Raw genomic sequence first — 14,737 nt, 5'->3', positions numbered from 1 at the left:
CTTTCAGTTTTTGCGCCACACCATCTTGTTGACCACGCCGGTGTAGCTCTGGATGATCTTGACCACCTTGTTGGAAACATCCTCGGTGTAATAGGGCACGGGAATGCCCAGATCGCCGCTGTCGTTCATGGCGACGGCAGTCTCCACGGCCTGCTCCACGCCGCCCTCGGCGATGCCGGCCAGCACAAAGCAGCCCTTGTCCAGAGCCTCGGGGCGCTCGGTGGAGGTGCGGATGCAGACGGCGGGGAAGGGATGGCCCACGCTCAGGAAGAAGCTGGATTCCTCCGGCAGGGTGCCCGAGTCGCTCACCACGCAGAAGGCGTTCATCTGCAGGTGGTTGTAGTCGTGGAAGCCGAGAGGCTCATGCAGCTTGACCCGGGGGTCCAGCTGGAACTGCATGGCTTCCAGACGCTTGCGGCTGCGGGGATGGCAGGAGTAGAGGATGGGCATGTCGTAAGTCTCTGCCAGATGGTTGATGGAGGTGAACAGGTCGAGGAAGTTCTTCTCGGTGTCGATGTTCTCCTCCCGGTGGGCGGACAGCAGCATATATTTGTGAGGTTCCAGACCCAGACGTTTCAGCACATCGCTGGCCTCGATCTTTTCCAAGTTGGCGTGCAGCACCTCGGCCATGGGGCTGCCGGTGACAAAGGTGCGCTCCTTGGCGGTGCCTTCGGCGTTGAGATAGCGGCGGGCATGCTCGGAATAGCACATGTTCACGTCGGCAATGTGATCCACGATGCGGCGGTTGGTCTCCTCGGGCAGGCACTCGTCAAAGCAGCGGTTGCCGGCCTCCATGTGGAAGATGGGAATGTGCAGCCGCTTGGCGCCGATGGCAGACAGGCAGCTGTTGGTGTCGCCCAGAATTAGCAGGGCGTCCGGCTTCTGCTCCACCATCAGGGCGTAGCTCTTGGCAATGATGTTGCCGATGGTCTCGCCCAGGTCCTTGCCCACTGCATCGAGGTAAAAGTCCGGCGCCCGCAGGCCCAGGTCCTCAAAGAAGATCTGGTTGAGGGTGTAGTCGTAATTCTGCCCCGTGTGGACGAGGATCTGGTCAAAATATTTGTCGCACTTCTTGATGACGGCAGACAGGCGGATGATCTCCGGCCGGGTGCCAATGATGGTCATGAGTTTCAGTTTTTTCATGTTGAAACAGTCCTTCTGTCAGAATATGGGGCAAACTTATACCTGCATGGCAAAGGTGTCGGGGTGCTCGGGGTCAAAGGCCTCGTTGGCCCACATGACCGTTACCATCTCGCCGTCGCCCACATTTTCAATGTTGTGGGTGTAGCCGCAGGGAATGTCCACCACCTGCAGTTTCTCGCCGCTGACCCGGTACTCGAGCACCTGGTCCGAGAAGATCTGCCGGAAGCGGATGATGCCCTCGCCCTTGACCACCAGGAACTTCTCATTCTTGGTGTGGTGCCAGTGGTTGCCCTTGACGATGCCGGGTTTGGAAATGTTCACGCTGACCTGGCCCCGCTCGGGGGTGCGCAGAAACTCGGTGAAGCTGCCCCGGTTGTCGCAGTGCATGTTCAGGTCGTAGGCAAAGTCATCCTCCGGCAGGTAGGACAGATAGGTGGAGTAGAGTTTTTTCTCAAAGCTGCCCGCCGCCAGTTCCGGCACAGCCAGGGTGGGCAGGCCGTCGGTGCCGAGAGCCCTGGCAGCAGCGCCGCCCCGGGCCTTGGCAAAACCTTCAATGGTATCGGCCAGGGCACCCAGAGTGGTGCGGTGCACAGGATGAATGCGGCAGATGCCCTCCTCGTCCCGCACAGCCTCGCCCTGCTCCATGGCATCCAGGATGCAGGCCACCACATCGTCGATGTAGACCAGGGGCAGCTCGTAGCCGGGGTCGCGTACCTGGATGGGCAGGCCGTGGGCAATGTTGTGGCAGAAGGTGGCCACAACACTGTTGTAGTTGGGGCGGCACCACTTGCCGAAGACCCCCTCCATGCGGAAGACGTACACCGGCGCGCCGGTGCGCTTGCCGTGCTCAAAGATGGCGTCCTCCGCCTGCTTTTTGCTCTTGCCGTAGTCATTGTCCAGCGCCGCCTGGATGCTGGAGGTCACCAGCACCGGGCAGGCGTTGCCGGAAGTCTCCAGCAGGGACAGCATGGTGTCGGTCAGTCCGGCGTTGCCGGTATAGAACTCGCTGGGGTCCCTGGGCCGGTTGATGCCCGCCAGATGCACCACAAAGGCAGCCCGGCGGCAGTAGTCGGCCAGGGTGTCGGGGGTGTCGTCCTTCTCAAAGCAGAGCAGGGAAGTGTAGCCCCGGGCGGTCAGCTCGGCCACCAGGTTTTTGCCCACAAAGCCCCCGGCTCCGGTGATGAGGATGGGGCTTTCCTTTGTCACGGTGTTACTTGCCAATCTTCGCCAGCTCCTCCTGGATATAGTCGGTGGTCATGATCTTCTGGATGGTCTCCTCCACGTTGAGCCGGCGGGTGTTGTGGCTGGTGTAGTCCTCGTCGGCCTGAGTGTGGACCTGACCCTTGATGAAGTACTTGTCGTAGTTCAGGTCGCGGTTGTCGGCGGAGACGCGGAAGTAGCCGCCCATATCCTCGCTGCGGGTGCGCTCCTCCTTGGTCATCAGCGTCTCATACAGCTTTTCGCCGTGGCGGGTGCCGATGATGCGGGTGCCGGTGTCGCCGAACAGCGTCTGCACCGCCTTGGCCAGATCGCCGATGGTGGAGGCGTCGGACTTCTGGATGAACAGGTCGCCGGGATTGGCGTGCTCAAAGGCGAACATGACCAGATCCACGGCCTCGTCCAGGTTCATGAGGAAGCGGGTCATGTTGGGGTCGGTGATGGTGATGGGGTTGCCCGCCTTGATCTGGTCCACGAACAGGGGAATGACGCTGCCGCGGCTGCACATGACGTTGCCGTAGCGGGTGCAGCAGATGACCGGGCCGCCGCGCTGGGCGGAGACGCGGGCGTTGGCGGTGATGACGTGCTCCATCATGGCCTTGGAAATGCCCATGGCGTTGATGGGGTAGGCAGCCTTGTCGGTGGACAGGCAGACCACCCGCTTGACGTTGGCCTCAATGGCGGCATGGAGCATGTTGTCGGTGCCTTCAATGTTGGTGCGCACCGCCTCCATGGGGAAAAACTCGCAGGACGGCACCTGCTTGAGGGCCGCCGCATGGAAGATATAGTCCACGCCGGGCATGACATCCCGCAGGCTCTGGATGTTGCGCACGTCGCCGATATAGAACTTGACTTTCTGGTAGTACTCGGGATAGTTGGCCTGCAGCTCGTGGCGCATGTCGTCCTGCTTTTTCTCGTCGCGGGAGAAAATACGGATCTCGCCGATGTCGGTGGTCAGAAAATGCTTGAGCACCGTGTGACCGAAACTGCCGGTACCGCCGGTGATCAGCAATGTTTTATCATGAAAAATCGTGTCTGCCATAACAGCCTCCCACGGGGGCGCACAGTCAGGCCATGTGTCCCCAATTTGTCTATTCTACACAAGTTTATCATAATCCGGGCAAATTGAAAAGCCTTGCGGGTTGGAAAAGCGTGCATTTTGTGCTAGAATACCACTCGGAGGGAACCGGCGGGTCCGGGGCCCTCCGCAACAGTATTATATAAGGAAAGGAATATAACTGCCATGCGTGCATACGAACGCTTTTTACAGTATGTGGGGGTCCACACCACCTCGGATCCCACCAGTGCCACCCACCCCACCACGGCGCGCCAGTTTGATCTGGCCAACCGCCTGGCGGAGGAGATGAAGGCTCTGGGCATCTCCCACGTCCGCGTGGACGAGCATTGCTATGTGTACGGCGTCATCCCCGCCACCCCGGGGTACGAGTCCGCCCATGCCCTGGGTTTCATTGCCCATATGGACACCACCGACGACGCTCCCGGCGACAACATCAAACCCATCCTGCATGAAAATTACGACGGCGGCGACGTGACGCTGCCGGGCAGCGGTGCCACCATGCATGTGGCAGAGTTCCCCTTCCTGGCCGGGATGAAGGGTCAGACCCTCATCACCACCGACGGCACCACTCTTCTGGGAGCCGACGACAAGGCTGGCATCGCCGAGATTTTGACCATGGCGGAGCGGGTCCTCACCGAAAACCGCCCCCACGGCAAGATATGCATTGGCTTCACCCCCGATGAAGAGGTGGGCCAGGGGGCGGATCTGTTCGACATTGAGGGCTTTGGCGCCGATTTCGCCTACACGGTGGACGGCGGCGATGTCAATGAGATCAACTATGAGAACTTCAATGCGGCCGCCGCCGTTGTGACGGTGCACGGCTTCTCGGTGCATCCCGGTTCCGCCAAGGACAAGATGAAGAATGCCATGAACATTGCCATCGAGTTCCACAACGCCCTGCCCGAGTTTGACCGCCCCGAGCACACCGAGGGCTACGAGGGCTTCTATCATCTGACCAGCATGGTGGGCGATGTCACCACGGCCAAGCTGGGGTATATTGTCCGCGACCACGACGCCGCACGCTTCACCGCCCGCAAGGCGGAGATGGCCCATATTGCGGCCCGCCTCAACGACCGCTACGGCGAGGGCTGTGTGGAGCTGGACCTGCGGGACAGCTACTTCAACATGATCGAGAAGATCCAGCCCCACTTCCACCTCATCGAGAATGCCCGCACCGCCCTGCGCAATGCCGGGTTGGAACCCGCCGAGACGCCCATCCGCGGCGGTACCGACGGCGCGACCCTGAGCTTCAAGGGGCTGCCCTGTCCCAACCTGGGCACCGGCGGCTTCAACTGCCACGGACCCTTTGAGTGCATCACGGTGGAAAGTCTGGACAAGATGACCGAGGTCCTCGTCAATCTGGTGGACCTGTACAAGACCTGAGATTCTCCGGCCGGACAGGGACCCCTGTCCACAAAGGCAACGAATCAAAAGAGCCCCGCGGCAGCAACGCCGCGGGGCTCTTTTTTGTGCCCGGCTGTGCAGAAATCTCAAAAGGGCAGGAGAAGAAGATGGCTTAATTGGCGATGGCATTGCCGGTGTAAAGCTGGTAATACCGGCCCTTCTGGGCAATCAGCTGGTCATGGGAGCCGCGCTCAATGATGCGGCCCTGTTCCAGCACCATGATACAGTCGGAGTTCTTGACGGTGGACAGGCGATGGGCGATGACAAAGGTGGTGCGCCCGGTCATCAGGGCATCCATGCCCTTCTGGACCAGTTCCTCGGTGCGGGTGTCGATGGAGGAGGTGGCCTCGTCCAGGATCAGCACCGGCGGGTCGGCCACTGCCGCCCGGGCAATGGCCAGCAGCTGGCGCTGGCCCTGGCTCAGATTGGCGCCGTCGCCGGTGAACATGGTGTTGTAGCCGTCGGGAAGGCGGCGGATAAATCCGTCGGCGTTGGCCAGTTTGGCTGCCGCCATGCACTCCTCATCCGAGGCATCCAGCCGTCCGTAGCGGATGTTTTCCATGACGGTGCCGGTGAACAGATGGGTATCCTGCAACACGATGCCCAGACTCCGCCGCAGGTCGGCCTTTTTGATCTTGTTGATGTTGATGCCGTCGTAGCGGATCTTGCCGTCGGCGATGTCGTAAAACCGGTTGATGAGGTTGGTGATGGTAGTCTTGCCGGCGCCGGTGGAGCCCACAAAAGCGATCTTCTGGCCCGGCTCGGCGTAGAGCTTGATGTCGTGCAGCACGATTTTTTCCGGCGTGTAGCCAAAGTCCACGCCGTCAAAGGTGACGTTGCCCTGCAGGCGGGTGTAGGTGACGGTGCCGTCGCGGTGGGGGTGCTTCCAGGCCCAGACATTCATGCGTTCGGAACATTCCTCCATGGTGCCGTCGGCCTTTTCCCGGGCGTTCACCAGGGTGACGTAGCCCTCGTCGGTCTCGGGCTGTTCATCCATCAGATCAAAGATCCGCTTTGCACCGGCCATGGCCATGACGATGGAGTTGGTCTGCATACTGATCTGGCTGACGGGCTGGGTGGCGTTTTTGTTGAGGGTCAAAAAGGAGACCAGAGTGCCCAGGGTCAGACCGGCATAGCCGCTCAGTGCCAGCACGGCGCCCACCACGGCGCACAGCACATAGCTGATGTTGCCCAGGTTGGCATTGATGGGCATGGTCAGGTTGGAGAAGGTGTTGGCCTTGTCGGCGCTGTCCCTCAGAGCGTCGTTGAGTTTGCGGAACTGCTCAATGCTCTTTTCCTCGTGGCAGAAAACCTTGACGACCTTCTGCCCGTCCATCATCTCTTCAATGTAAGCGTTGACGGTACCCAGGTCTTTCTGCTGGCGGGAAAAGTAGAGGGCGGAGCGCCCGGCAATGCGGGAGGTGACCAGCAGCATGACTGCGATCATGGCCAGGGTGATGAGCGTAAGGGGAATGTCCAGCACCAGCATGCTCACAAAGGAGGTGATGACGGTAACCAGGGAGTTGATGACCTGGGGGATGCTCTGGCTGATGAGCTGGCGCAGGGTATCCACGTCGTTGGTGTAGACCGACATGATGTCGCCGTGGGCGTGGGTGTCGAAGTAGCGGATGGGCAGGGATTCCATGTGCCGGAACAGCTCGATACGGAGATTGCGCATGGTGCCCTGGCTGATGTTGACCATAATGCGGTTGTAGCCGTAGGCGCACAGGATGCCCACTGCGTAGAAGAAGGCTACCCGCAGCAGAGCGGCAGCCAGCGGGCCGTAGTCGGGGGTGACGGAGCGGGTCAGGGGAGCGATGTAATCGTCAATGAGCCGCTGGGTGAACAGCGCGCCCTGGACCGAGGCCAGGGCCGAACCCAGAATGCACACCACCACCATGAAAAAGGAAAATTTGTAGTTTTTGAGCATGTAACCCAGCACCCGGCCCAGCGTCGCAACGAGCTGGCGGATATCGGTGGATTTCTTTTGAGATGCTGTTGTATGGGACATTATTGTGCACCGTCCTTTCCGCTGTCGCCGGGCTGGTCAAAGTCACCGCCGGCGCTGCTCTGTGCCTCGCAGATTTCCCGGTAGATGGGGTTGGTTTTGAGCAGATTCTCATGGGTATCGAAGCCGCAGACTCTGCCGTTGTCCAGCACCAGAATCCGGTCGGCGTCCTGCACGCTGGAAATGCGCTGGGCGATGATGAGCTTGGTGGTGCCGGGAATGCTCTGGGCAAAGGCCCGGCGGATGCTGGCGTCGGTGGCGGTATCCACCGCGCTGGTGGAGTCGTCCAGGATCAGGATCTTGGGCTTTTTCAGCAGGGCGCGGGCAATGCAGAGGCGCTGCTTCTGACCGCCGGACACGTTGGTGCCGCCCTGCTCGATCCAGGTGTCGTATTTGTCGGGAAACCGCTGGATGAATTCATCGGCGCAGGCCAGGCGGCAGGCCTCCTGGCATTCTTCCAGAGTGGCGTCCTCCTTGCCCCAGCGGAGGTTGTCCAGAATGGTGCCGGTAAAGAGAACGTTTTTCTGCAATACCACAGCCACCTGGTTTCGCAGCAGTTCCATGTCGTAGCTGCGCACATCCTTGCCGCCGACTTTGACACAGCCCTCGTCCACGTCATACAGGCGGCTGATCAGGTTGACCAGACTGGATTTGCCGGAGCCTGTGCCGCCGATGATGCCCACCGTCTCGCCGGCTTTGATGTGAAGGTCGATGTCCCGCAGGGTCTTTTCACCGCTGCCGTGCTTGTAGGAGAAGCTGACGTGGTCAAAGTCGATGCTGCCGTCGGGAATCTCGGTGTCGGGCTGGTCGGGGTCGGCCAGGTCGGGCCGCTCGTTGAGGACCTCGGCAATACGCCGGGCACTGGCGGCGCTCATGGTGATCATGACAAAGACCATGGACAGCATCATCAGGCTCATGAGCACGCTCATGACGTAGCTGAACAGGGAAGTCAGCTCACCGGTGGTCAGGCTGCCCACCACGATGAAGTGGGCGCCGAACCAGGACAGGGCCAGAATGCAGCCGTAGACGACAAACATCATGACGGGGTTGTTGAGGGCAAGCAGACCTTCCGCCTTGACAAAGAGGCGGTAGAGGTTGTCGGCGGCCTTCTGGAACTTGGTGTTCTCGTGGTCCTCCCGGACAAAGGCCTTGACCACCCGGATGGCCGAGACATTTTCCTGTACGCTGGCATTCAGGTCGTCGTAGCGCCGGAACACTTCATTGAAGATGCGGGTGGTGTGCAGCATAATGTAGACGAGGGCTGCGGACAGCACCACGATGGCTGCCAGAAAGATCAGGCTCAGCCGGGCGCTGATGAAGAAGCACATGATCATGCTGCAGATGAGCATCAGCGGGGAACGCACGGCAATGCGCAGGATCATCTGATAGGCATTTTGCAGGTTGGTGACATCGGTGGTCATGCGGGTGACAAGCCCGGCGGTGCTGAACTTGTCAATGTTGGAGAACGAAAAAGTCTGTACGTTCTGGTACATGGCGTCGCGCAGGTTGCAGGCAAAGCCCGACGATGCGCTGGCGGCATAGCGGCCGGCCAGAACGCCGAAGCAAAGGCTCAAAAAGGCCATAAGCAGCATCAGAAGTCCGTAGCGGTAGACCTGACCCAGGTCCCCGGCCTCGATGCCCTTGTCGATGATGGAGGCGGTCACAAAGGGGATCAGCACTTCCATCAATACTTCCAGGCCGGTGAACAGCGGCGCCAGCAGCGACGCTTTTTTGTACTGCCGGACCTGTGCAAGCAGTGTTTTTATCATCTGGTTTTCCTCCCTGTTGTGGTTTGTTTCAGGTTGCAGAGCATGGTATCCAGAACGTGTCCGGTCACTTCCAGATCCTGGGGCGGAATGCCCCGGCAGAGCTTGGCACTGTGCTCCAGCATCCGCTCGTCGATGCGGCGGTGGAGTTCCAGTGCCTTGGAGGTGGGAATGATCCGCTTTTTGCGGTCATCATCGGGAAAGACTTCCATCTCCAGATACCCTTTGCGGCACAGCGACTTGAGCGTGGCGGACAGGGCGGCCTTGGATACTCCCAGTCGTTCGTGCAGCTGTGCTGCGCAGAGATCGCCCCCCTTGTGGCGCAGAAGATAGCACAGCGTCAGTCCCTCTGAGGTGGAAAGCCCCAGGGGCTGCATTTGTACTCGCCCGCGCTGTTCCAGGTACTGGTTCAGCTGCCGCAGCAGCGGGATGAAATCCGTCGGCATGCTTTGGTGTTCCCTCCTGTTCGGTGATGTCTGTGTCGGGCAAATCGTGCACCTGTGAACGGTTCGTCCTTTGACTATTATACGGATTCCCCCTTGAATGTGAATTCAGAAAATGCTGTTATTAATAACAAATACTTATTAATATCTCTTGATAATCTCTTGAAAAATCCAACAGGAGGACAAAATGAACACATTTCAGCTGTCCTGCTTTCTGGCAGTTGCCGAAACGCTCAATTTTGCCCGGGCCGCGGAGCAGCTGCATGTCACCCAGCCCGCCGTGACCCAGCAGATCCATTCACTGGAAAAGGAACTGGGGGTGACGCTGTTTCACCGCACCACCCGCATCGTCCGCATCACGGGAGAGGGACTGGCGTTTCTGGGCGACGCCCGGCGGATGGTGGATATCTCCGTTCAGGCCAAAAAGCGGTTTGAGCATCCGGGGCAGGAGGCTATCCGGACTCTCTCGGTAGGCTGCCACGGGTATGCCCAGCTGTTTTTGCTGTCGCCGCTGTTCCGGAGGCTGGCGCAGCAGTATCCCGATCTGCACCCCAATCTGCGCACGGTGCCATTTCAGCATCTCTACCGCATGCTGGATGAAGGCGAGGTGGATCTTGTGCTGGCATTTCGTCAGGCAGAGATTCCCAGAGGCACCCAGAGCGTGTATCGGGAACTCTGCCGCGTCCCCATGGTCTGTATCTGCGCGGAGAATCATCCTCTTGCCGCAAAGAAATGCCTTGCCCCGGAGGATCTTGCCCCCCATCGCCTCGTTTTGCTGGACCCGGCCCGTGCCCGACTGGAGGCTGCCCAGATGCAGGGGCAGCTGATCGGGGACCGGGGCCCGGCCCAGCTGTATTTCTGCGAATCGGCGGAGGCGGCTGTTGTGCTGGTGGAGGCGGGATTCGGCGTATCGGTGCTGCCCGATATGTTTATCCCGCCCACGGCGTTGCTGATGCGCATTCCCCTGGAAGGAGCGGAGGCGGTTTCCTTCGGCGTTTACTACAAAGCCAAAGCGTTGCAGAGCGATCCGGCCCTCAAAAGCCTGGTCCACATGCTGCGGGAGGAACACTGGCCCCGGGAACAGCTGCGGGGCAAGGAATAAACACGTTTCCCGCACAGCCGGAAGGATGCCCCGGAAGCATACGACCATATAACAAGCGGGTATTCGACATCCCGGAATGGTGCCTTTATAATGAAATTAAAACATCAGGAGGGATGCAGATGCAGTACCGCAAATTGCCTCACGGAAAAGAACAGATCAGCGTCATCGGCATGGGTACCAGCTCCATCGGCAAATCGGGGGAGCGGGAAATTGAGGCCACCGTGGCCATGGCACTGGAAAACGGCATCAACTATTTTGACCTGGCATCGGCGGATGCGGCGCCCTTTGCTCCTATCGGCCGAGCTGTTGCGGGGCAGCGGGACAGGGTGTATTTTCAGGTACATTTCGGAGCGGACTACCAGACCGGGCAGTACGGCTGGACCACCGACCTGGAAACCATCAAGCGTTCGGTGGACTGGCAGCTCTCCGCTCTGGGCACCGACTATATCGACTTTGCCTTTTTGCACTGCATGGATGAAATGGAGGACCTGCGCACGGCGCTGGAGGGCGGTACGCTGGCCTATATCCGTGAACTTCAAAAACAGGGTGTAGTGCGGCATATCGGCATGTCCTCTCACACTCCGGCGGTGGCCCGGGCGGCGCTGGATGCGGGCGTTCTGGATATGCTCATGTTCAGCATCAACCCCGCCTATGATTACCACCGGGAAGGGGAGTTTGCCATCGGCGGGGTAGAAGAACGCATGGAGCTCTATCGCCGCTGTCAGGCGGAGGGAGTGGGCATTTCGGTGATGAAGGCCTTCTCGGCAGGGCAGCTGCTTAATGACAGGACCTCGCCTTTCGGCCATGCCCTCACCGAGTACCAGTGCCTCCAATATGCCCTGGACAAACCCGGTGTGCTGACGGTTTTGCCCGGCATGCGCAACCGCAGCGACCTGAAGCGCATTCTCGGATTTTTTGACGCCTCTCCCGAAGAAACGGAGTATTCTGTGCTGGGAACCTTTGCACCGCAGGAGGCAGAGGGGGTCTGCGTCTACTGCAACCATTGCCAGCCCTGCCCGGCGGGTCTGGATGTAGGGCTCATCAACAAGTATTACGACCTGTCCCGTGCCGGGGATGCCCTGGCCAGGGACCACTATGCAAAACTTGCCCGAAAAGCGGGGGACTGCATTGGCTGCGGGCATTGTGACCGGAGATGTCCCTTCCATGTGGCGCAGTCCCGGCGCATGCAGGAAATCGCAGCTTACTTTGGCGCATGAGCCAATGCCTCGGCGTCCTGCCGGGCAGTGAGAGCCATGGGAAAAACAAAAAGCGCCCCGGCGACAGAAAACCTGTCGCCGGGGCTTTTGTTTTTTGCAAGTGTGTAATAAAGGTGTATACCCGCAAAGCAAAAAGAGCGCTGCAACTTGCGTTGCAGCGCTCTTTTCTTTGGTGCGGAAGATGGGACTTGAACCCACACGTCATGGACACACGCACCTCAAACGTGCCTGTCTGCCGATTCCAGCACTTCCGCATAGGCGACACCAACGTTTCCGTGGTATCGCAAAAGCAATGTTAGCACATTTGCCGGGCAAAAGTCAAGCCTTTTTCATAAAAAACCTTGTCGAACGCCCGGCAAAAGGCTCATTCCGCAAACATGGGGGTGGAAAGATACCGCTCGCCGGTGTCGGGCAGCAGTGCGACGATCATTTTCCCCTTGTTTTCAGGGCGGCGGGCCAGCTGCACGGCGGCCCAGGCGGCAGCGCCGGAGCTGATGCCCACCAAAAATCCTTCCTTGCGGGCGATGTTCCGTCCGGCGGCATAGGCGTCTTCGTTGGTCACGGTGATGATCTCATCGTAGACCGAGGTGTCCAGAATCTCGGGAACAAACCCGGCGCCGATGCCCTGCAAACCGTGGGGCCCGGCCTGGCCGCCGCTGAGAACGGGGGAGGAGGCGGGCTCTACGGCCACCACTTTCACATTGGGATTCTGCTGTTTGAGGTAGCGGCCCACGCCGGTCAGAGTGCCGCCGGTGCCCACACCCGCCACAAAAATGTCGATCTGGCCGTAGGTGTCGTGCCAGATCTCGGGACCGGTGGATGCCATGTGGGCTGCCGGGTTGGCAGGGTTTTCAAACTGGCCGGGAACAAAGCTGCCGGGGGTGGAGGCCGCCAGCTCATTGGCCTTTTCGATGGCACCGGCCATCCCCTTGGCACCCGGCGTCAGGACGATCTCGGCACCGTAAGCCTTGAGCAGATTGCGGCGCTCCACACTCATGGTTTCGGGCATGGTCAGGATGACACGGTAACCGCGGGCGGCGGCCAGCGCAGCCAGGCCGATGCCGGTGTTTCCGCTGGTAGGTTCAATGATCACCGCGCCAGGGGCCAGCCTGCCCTCCTGCTCGGCCTTGTCCAGCATCGACTTGGCCACACGGTCCTTGACGCTGCCGGCGGGGTTGAAATATTCCAGCTTGGCGACGATGGGCGTCTCAAGCCCCTCCGCCGCCGAGTACTTTGACAGATATGCCATAGGGGTATGCCCGATCAGGGCGCTGATACCGGATGCGATTTTCATGCGGGAAACCCTCCTGTCCGCGTTGTGGTGGCAGGCCCGTTCCGGGCGTGCTCAACGGTATTATACCACAAGCCGTTTGCTGCGCACAGAGGAAAAGGGTGTAAAATCCGCTGCCCCGGCAAAGCCGGGATAACCGCGCCGTACTCCGCATAGGAATGCGGTAGCGGGACACGCAATGTCCGTGGGCAAGGAGGGACGCAGCCATGTTGAGACAGCCCAACCGGTCGCTGTGCCGGCGATGGATCGGAGTCGTGCTTTTGCTGATATTTGGCGGGATGGCCGTGTATCTGGCCGGAAATCTTTTTTGCCCCCGGGAGCCGGAGGAGGATGCCATCCCCAATGATGTCTTTGCCGTGCAGGGAAGGGAGGACGACGGTACCGTCGAGGCCATAATGCTCAAGATCGTTTGCCTGACCTTTGATGACGGTCCTTCCTCCAACACCGGGCCTATTTTGGACATCCTCCAAGAGAAGGATGTTCCAGCCACTTTTTTTGTGACGGCGCAGGAGGTCAATCAGGACTATCTGCCCGAGCTTGAAAGGGTGGTGGAGGAAGGGCATCAGGTAGCCCTGCACAGCGCCAGCCACCGGTATTCCGAAATATATGCCGACACCGAGTCATTCTGGCTGGACATCAAGGCGCTGCGACAGGCCATCTCGCCCTATGTGGATGTGGAGGCCATCCACTGGCTGCGCTTTCCGGGGGGCAGCACCAACACCATCAGCCACAAATATGGCGGCAGCGATATCATGAAGCGCCTGGTCGCCCAGTGCGGGGAAAAAGGATATGAGTGGATCGACTGGAATGTCTCGGCGGAGGACGCAACCTCCTCCCATCCCGACGCAGGGCAGATCCTGGAAAACATCCGCGCCAGCGCCGAGGGGCGCGACCTGTGTGTGGTGCTGATGCACGACACGGCAAAAACCGACGCCACTGTGGAAGCCCTGCCTGAAATCATCGACTGGTTCGCGGCACAGGGATATCACTTCTGTACGGTGGAGCAGATGTACGAGGCACGGGACGGCGGATGAATCAGACAAAGCCGGACGGTACCGGCTGCAAAATGTGAAATCGTATCAAATGCCCAAATAAAATTTACAATGTTGCGAAAGTTTTGAACAAGGCGTCAAATAAATTACAAAATCGCATTGCATCAGCGGCTTCGGCAGGGTATAATGAATGCGTCCCTGCGGGGGCAAAAGGAGCTGACCAGCCATGCACAGCCGAACACGGACCTCGCATATTGCACTGTGCGGTGTGTTGGGAGCTCTGAGCGTGGCCATACTGGCAATGGGCGGGCTGTTTCCTCTGGCAACCTACTGTGCCCCCATGCTGGCCGGAATGGCGTTAATTCCTGTTATGGCCGAGTGCCCCGGGCGCTACGCCTGGATGACCTGGGCGGCGGCGTCGGTGCTGGGAATTTTGCTGGTGCCCGACCGGGAGCTGGCGCTGGTCTATGCACTGGTTCTGGGGCCTTATCCCATGCTCAAGAGGCGGATCGACCGACTGTCCCGGCTTCCGGTGCGGCTGATCTGCCGTCTGGCGGTGTTCAACCTGACGGTGCTGGTCTGTTACGGACTGCTGCTGGTGGTTTTTCCGCTGCCCGGCCTGATGGAAGAATTCACCGCGGGCGGCGCACTGCTGACAGCAGCAACGCTGGTCACCGGCAACCTGGCATTTTTGGTGTATGACGCGGCCCTGCGTGCCGTGGCGGTGCTGTATGCATGCCGCCTGCGGCCGCTGCTCCGCTTTCTGCACTGAGTAAGGAGGAGTCGCCACGAAACCCGATATCCGGAAGCTGCTGCTGACCGTTTTCGGTGCAGTTGTGGATGTGGCCCTTGTTGCTGTGTGGGCGGTTCTGGTGTTTGCGCCGGAACCGGTCCTGAGCCGGGTGGAACTGCGCCTTGCGTTTCCGATTTTGTTCGCCCTTGCCATGGTGTATTCTTGGCTTAAAAAGACCTGGCAGCCGGAACAGCATACCCCCAAGGCAGTCAAGATCGCGGCTGTGGTCATGATCGCTGTGCTGCTGATCCGCCTTATGTGGATCACCTTTGCATGAACCGC

General features: G+C 59.8%; 13 protein-coding genes and 1 tRNA gene. 6 read left to right on the top strand and 8 right to left on the bottom strand.

Annotation, left to right across the window (positions count from 1 at the left end; all coding sequences use genetic code 11):
• Positions 1–3 precede the first annotated feature (3 nt).
• From wecB to INF35_RS03850, 3 genes are read right to left on the bottom strand one after another with little or no spacing between them, the layout of a single operon-like run.
• On the bottom strand, positions 4–1,143 hold the full coding sequence (gene wecB / locus INF35_RS03860; RefSeq protein WP_193500195.1) for a non-hydrolyzing UDP-N-acetylglucosamine 2-epimerase: 1,140 nt from the start codon (positions 1,141–1,143) through the stop codon (positions 4–6).
• Positions 1,144–1,179: 36 nt separating this feature from the next.
• Positions 1,180–2,364 (bottom strand): polysaccharide biosynthesis C-terminal domain-containing protein, encoded by a 1,185-nt coding sequence (locus INF35_RS03855; RefSeq protein WP_207728246.1) that lies wholly within the window; start codon positions 2,362–2,364, stop codon positions 1,180–1,182.
• A complete protein-coding gene (locus tag INF35_RS03850; protein ID WP_207728245.1) occupies positions 2,354–3,403 on the bottom strand; it encodes a polysaccharide biosynthesis protein in 1,050 nt (349 codons plus the stop codon). The genes INF35_RS03855 and INF35_RS03850 overlap by 11 nt, the downstream gene beginning before the upstream one ends.
• Positions 3,404–3,604: 201 nt before the next feature.
• Here INF35_RS03850 and pepT point away from each other — a divergent pair, with 201 nt between their 5' ends.
• Complete coding sequence (gene pepT, locus INF35_RS03845; RefSeq protein WP_193500194.1) at positions 3,605–4,822, top strand: peptidase T; 1,218 nt, start codon at positions 3,605–3,607, stop codon at positions 4,820–4,822.
• A gap of 133 nt (positions 4,823–4,955) precedes the next feature.
• Here pepT and INF35_RS03840 read toward each other — a convergent pair whose 3' ends face one another.
• From INF35_RS03840 to INF35_RS03830, 3 genes are read right to left on the bottom strand one after another with little or no spacing between them, the layout of a single operon-like run.
• A complete protein-coding gene (locus INF35_RS03840; protein WP_193500193.1) occupies positions 4,956–6,854 on the bottom strand; it encodes an ABC transporter ATP-binding protein in 1,899 nt (632 codons plus the stop codon).
• The gene (locus tag INF35_RS03835; RefSeq protein WP_193500192.1) at positions 6,854–8,620 is read right to left on the bottom strand and encodes an ABC transporter ATP-binding protein; all 1,767 of its coding nucleotides are present in this window, start codon (positions 8,618–8,620) and stop codon (positions 6,854–6,856) included. The genes INF35_RS03840 and INF35_RS03835 overlap by 1 nt, the downstream gene beginning before the upstream one ends.
• The gene (locus INF35_RS03830; protein WP_193500191.1) at positions 8,617–9,063 is read right to left on the bottom strand and encodes a MarR family winged helix-turn-helix transcriptional regulator; all 447 of its coding nucleotides are present in this window, start codon (positions 9,061–9,063) and stop codon (positions 8,617–8,619) included. Before INF35_RS03830 ends, INF35_RS03835 begins: the two co-directional genes overlap by 4 nt.
• A gap of 184 nt (positions 9,064–9,247) precedes the next feature.
• Between INF35_RS03830 and INF35_RS03825 the strand changes: the two genes are divergently transcribed.
• Positions 9,248–10,162, top strand: a complete 915-nt coding sequence (locus INF35_RS03825) for a LysR family transcriptional regulator (RefSeq protein WP_193500190.1) — start codon at positions 9,248–9,250, stop codon at positions 10,160–10,162.
• A gap of 119 nt (positions 10,163–10,281) precedes the next feature.
• Positions 10,282–11,379, top strand: coding sequence for an aldo/keto reductase (locus INF35_RS03820; RefSeq protein WP_193500189.1), 1,098 nt, complete (start codon positions 10,282–10,284; stop codon positions 11,377–11,379).
• Positions 11,380–11,549: 170 nt separating this feature from the next.
• Here the strand turns inward: INF35_RS03820 and INF35_RS03815 are convergent.
• Together INF35_RS03815 and cysK are read right to left on the bottom strand one after the other, a co-directional pair.
• Positions 11,550–11,633, bottom strand: a tRNA-Leu gene (locus INF35_RS03815).
• A gap of 110 nt (positions 11,634–11,743) precedes the next feature.
• Positions 11,744–12,673: a cysteine synthase A gene (cysK, locus tag INF35_RS03810; protein ID WP_193500188.1), complete on the bottom strand. Its 930-nt coding sequence runs from the start codon at positions 12,671–12,673 to the stop codon at positions 11,744–11,746.
• A gap of 203 nt (positions 12,674–12,876) precedes the next feature.
• Here cysK and INF35_RS03805 point away from each other — a divergent pair, with 203 nt between their 5' ends.
• The 3 genes from INF35_RS03805 (at position 12,877) to INF35_RS03795 (ending at position 14,732) form a co-directional block, all read left to right on the top strand.
• A complete protein-coding gene (locus INF35_RS03805) occupies positions 12,877–13,704 on the top strand; it encodes a polysaccharide deacetylase family protein (protein ID WP_235983096.1) in 828 nt (275 codons plus the stop codon).
• Positions 13,705–13,948: 244 nt separating this feature from the next.
• Positions 13,949–14,434 carry a hypothetical protein gene (locus INF35_RS03800; RefSeq protein ID WP_193500187.1) on the top strand — a complete coding sequence of 162 codons (486 nt, stop codon included), beginning with the start codon at positions 13,949–13,951 and terminating at the stop codon, positions 14,432–14,434.
• Between the two features lie 70 nt (positions 14,435–14,504).
• Positions 14,505–14,732 (top strand): hypothetical protein, encoded by a 228-nt coding sequence (locus tag INF35_RS03795; RefSeq protein WP_193500186.1) that lies wholly within the window; start codon positions 14,505–14,507, stop codon positions 14,730–14,732.
• Positions 14,733–14,737 lie beyond the last annotated feature (5 nt).

The organism is Gemmiger gallinarum (genome assembly GCF_014982805.1).
Classification (GTDB): Bacteria; Bacillota; Clostridia; order Oscillospirales; family Ruminococcaceae; genus Gemmiger; species Gemmiger gallinarum.
The sequence above is the reverse complement of the archived record's forward strand: the minus strand, read 5'-3'. Positions and strand labels throughout refer to the sequence as shown.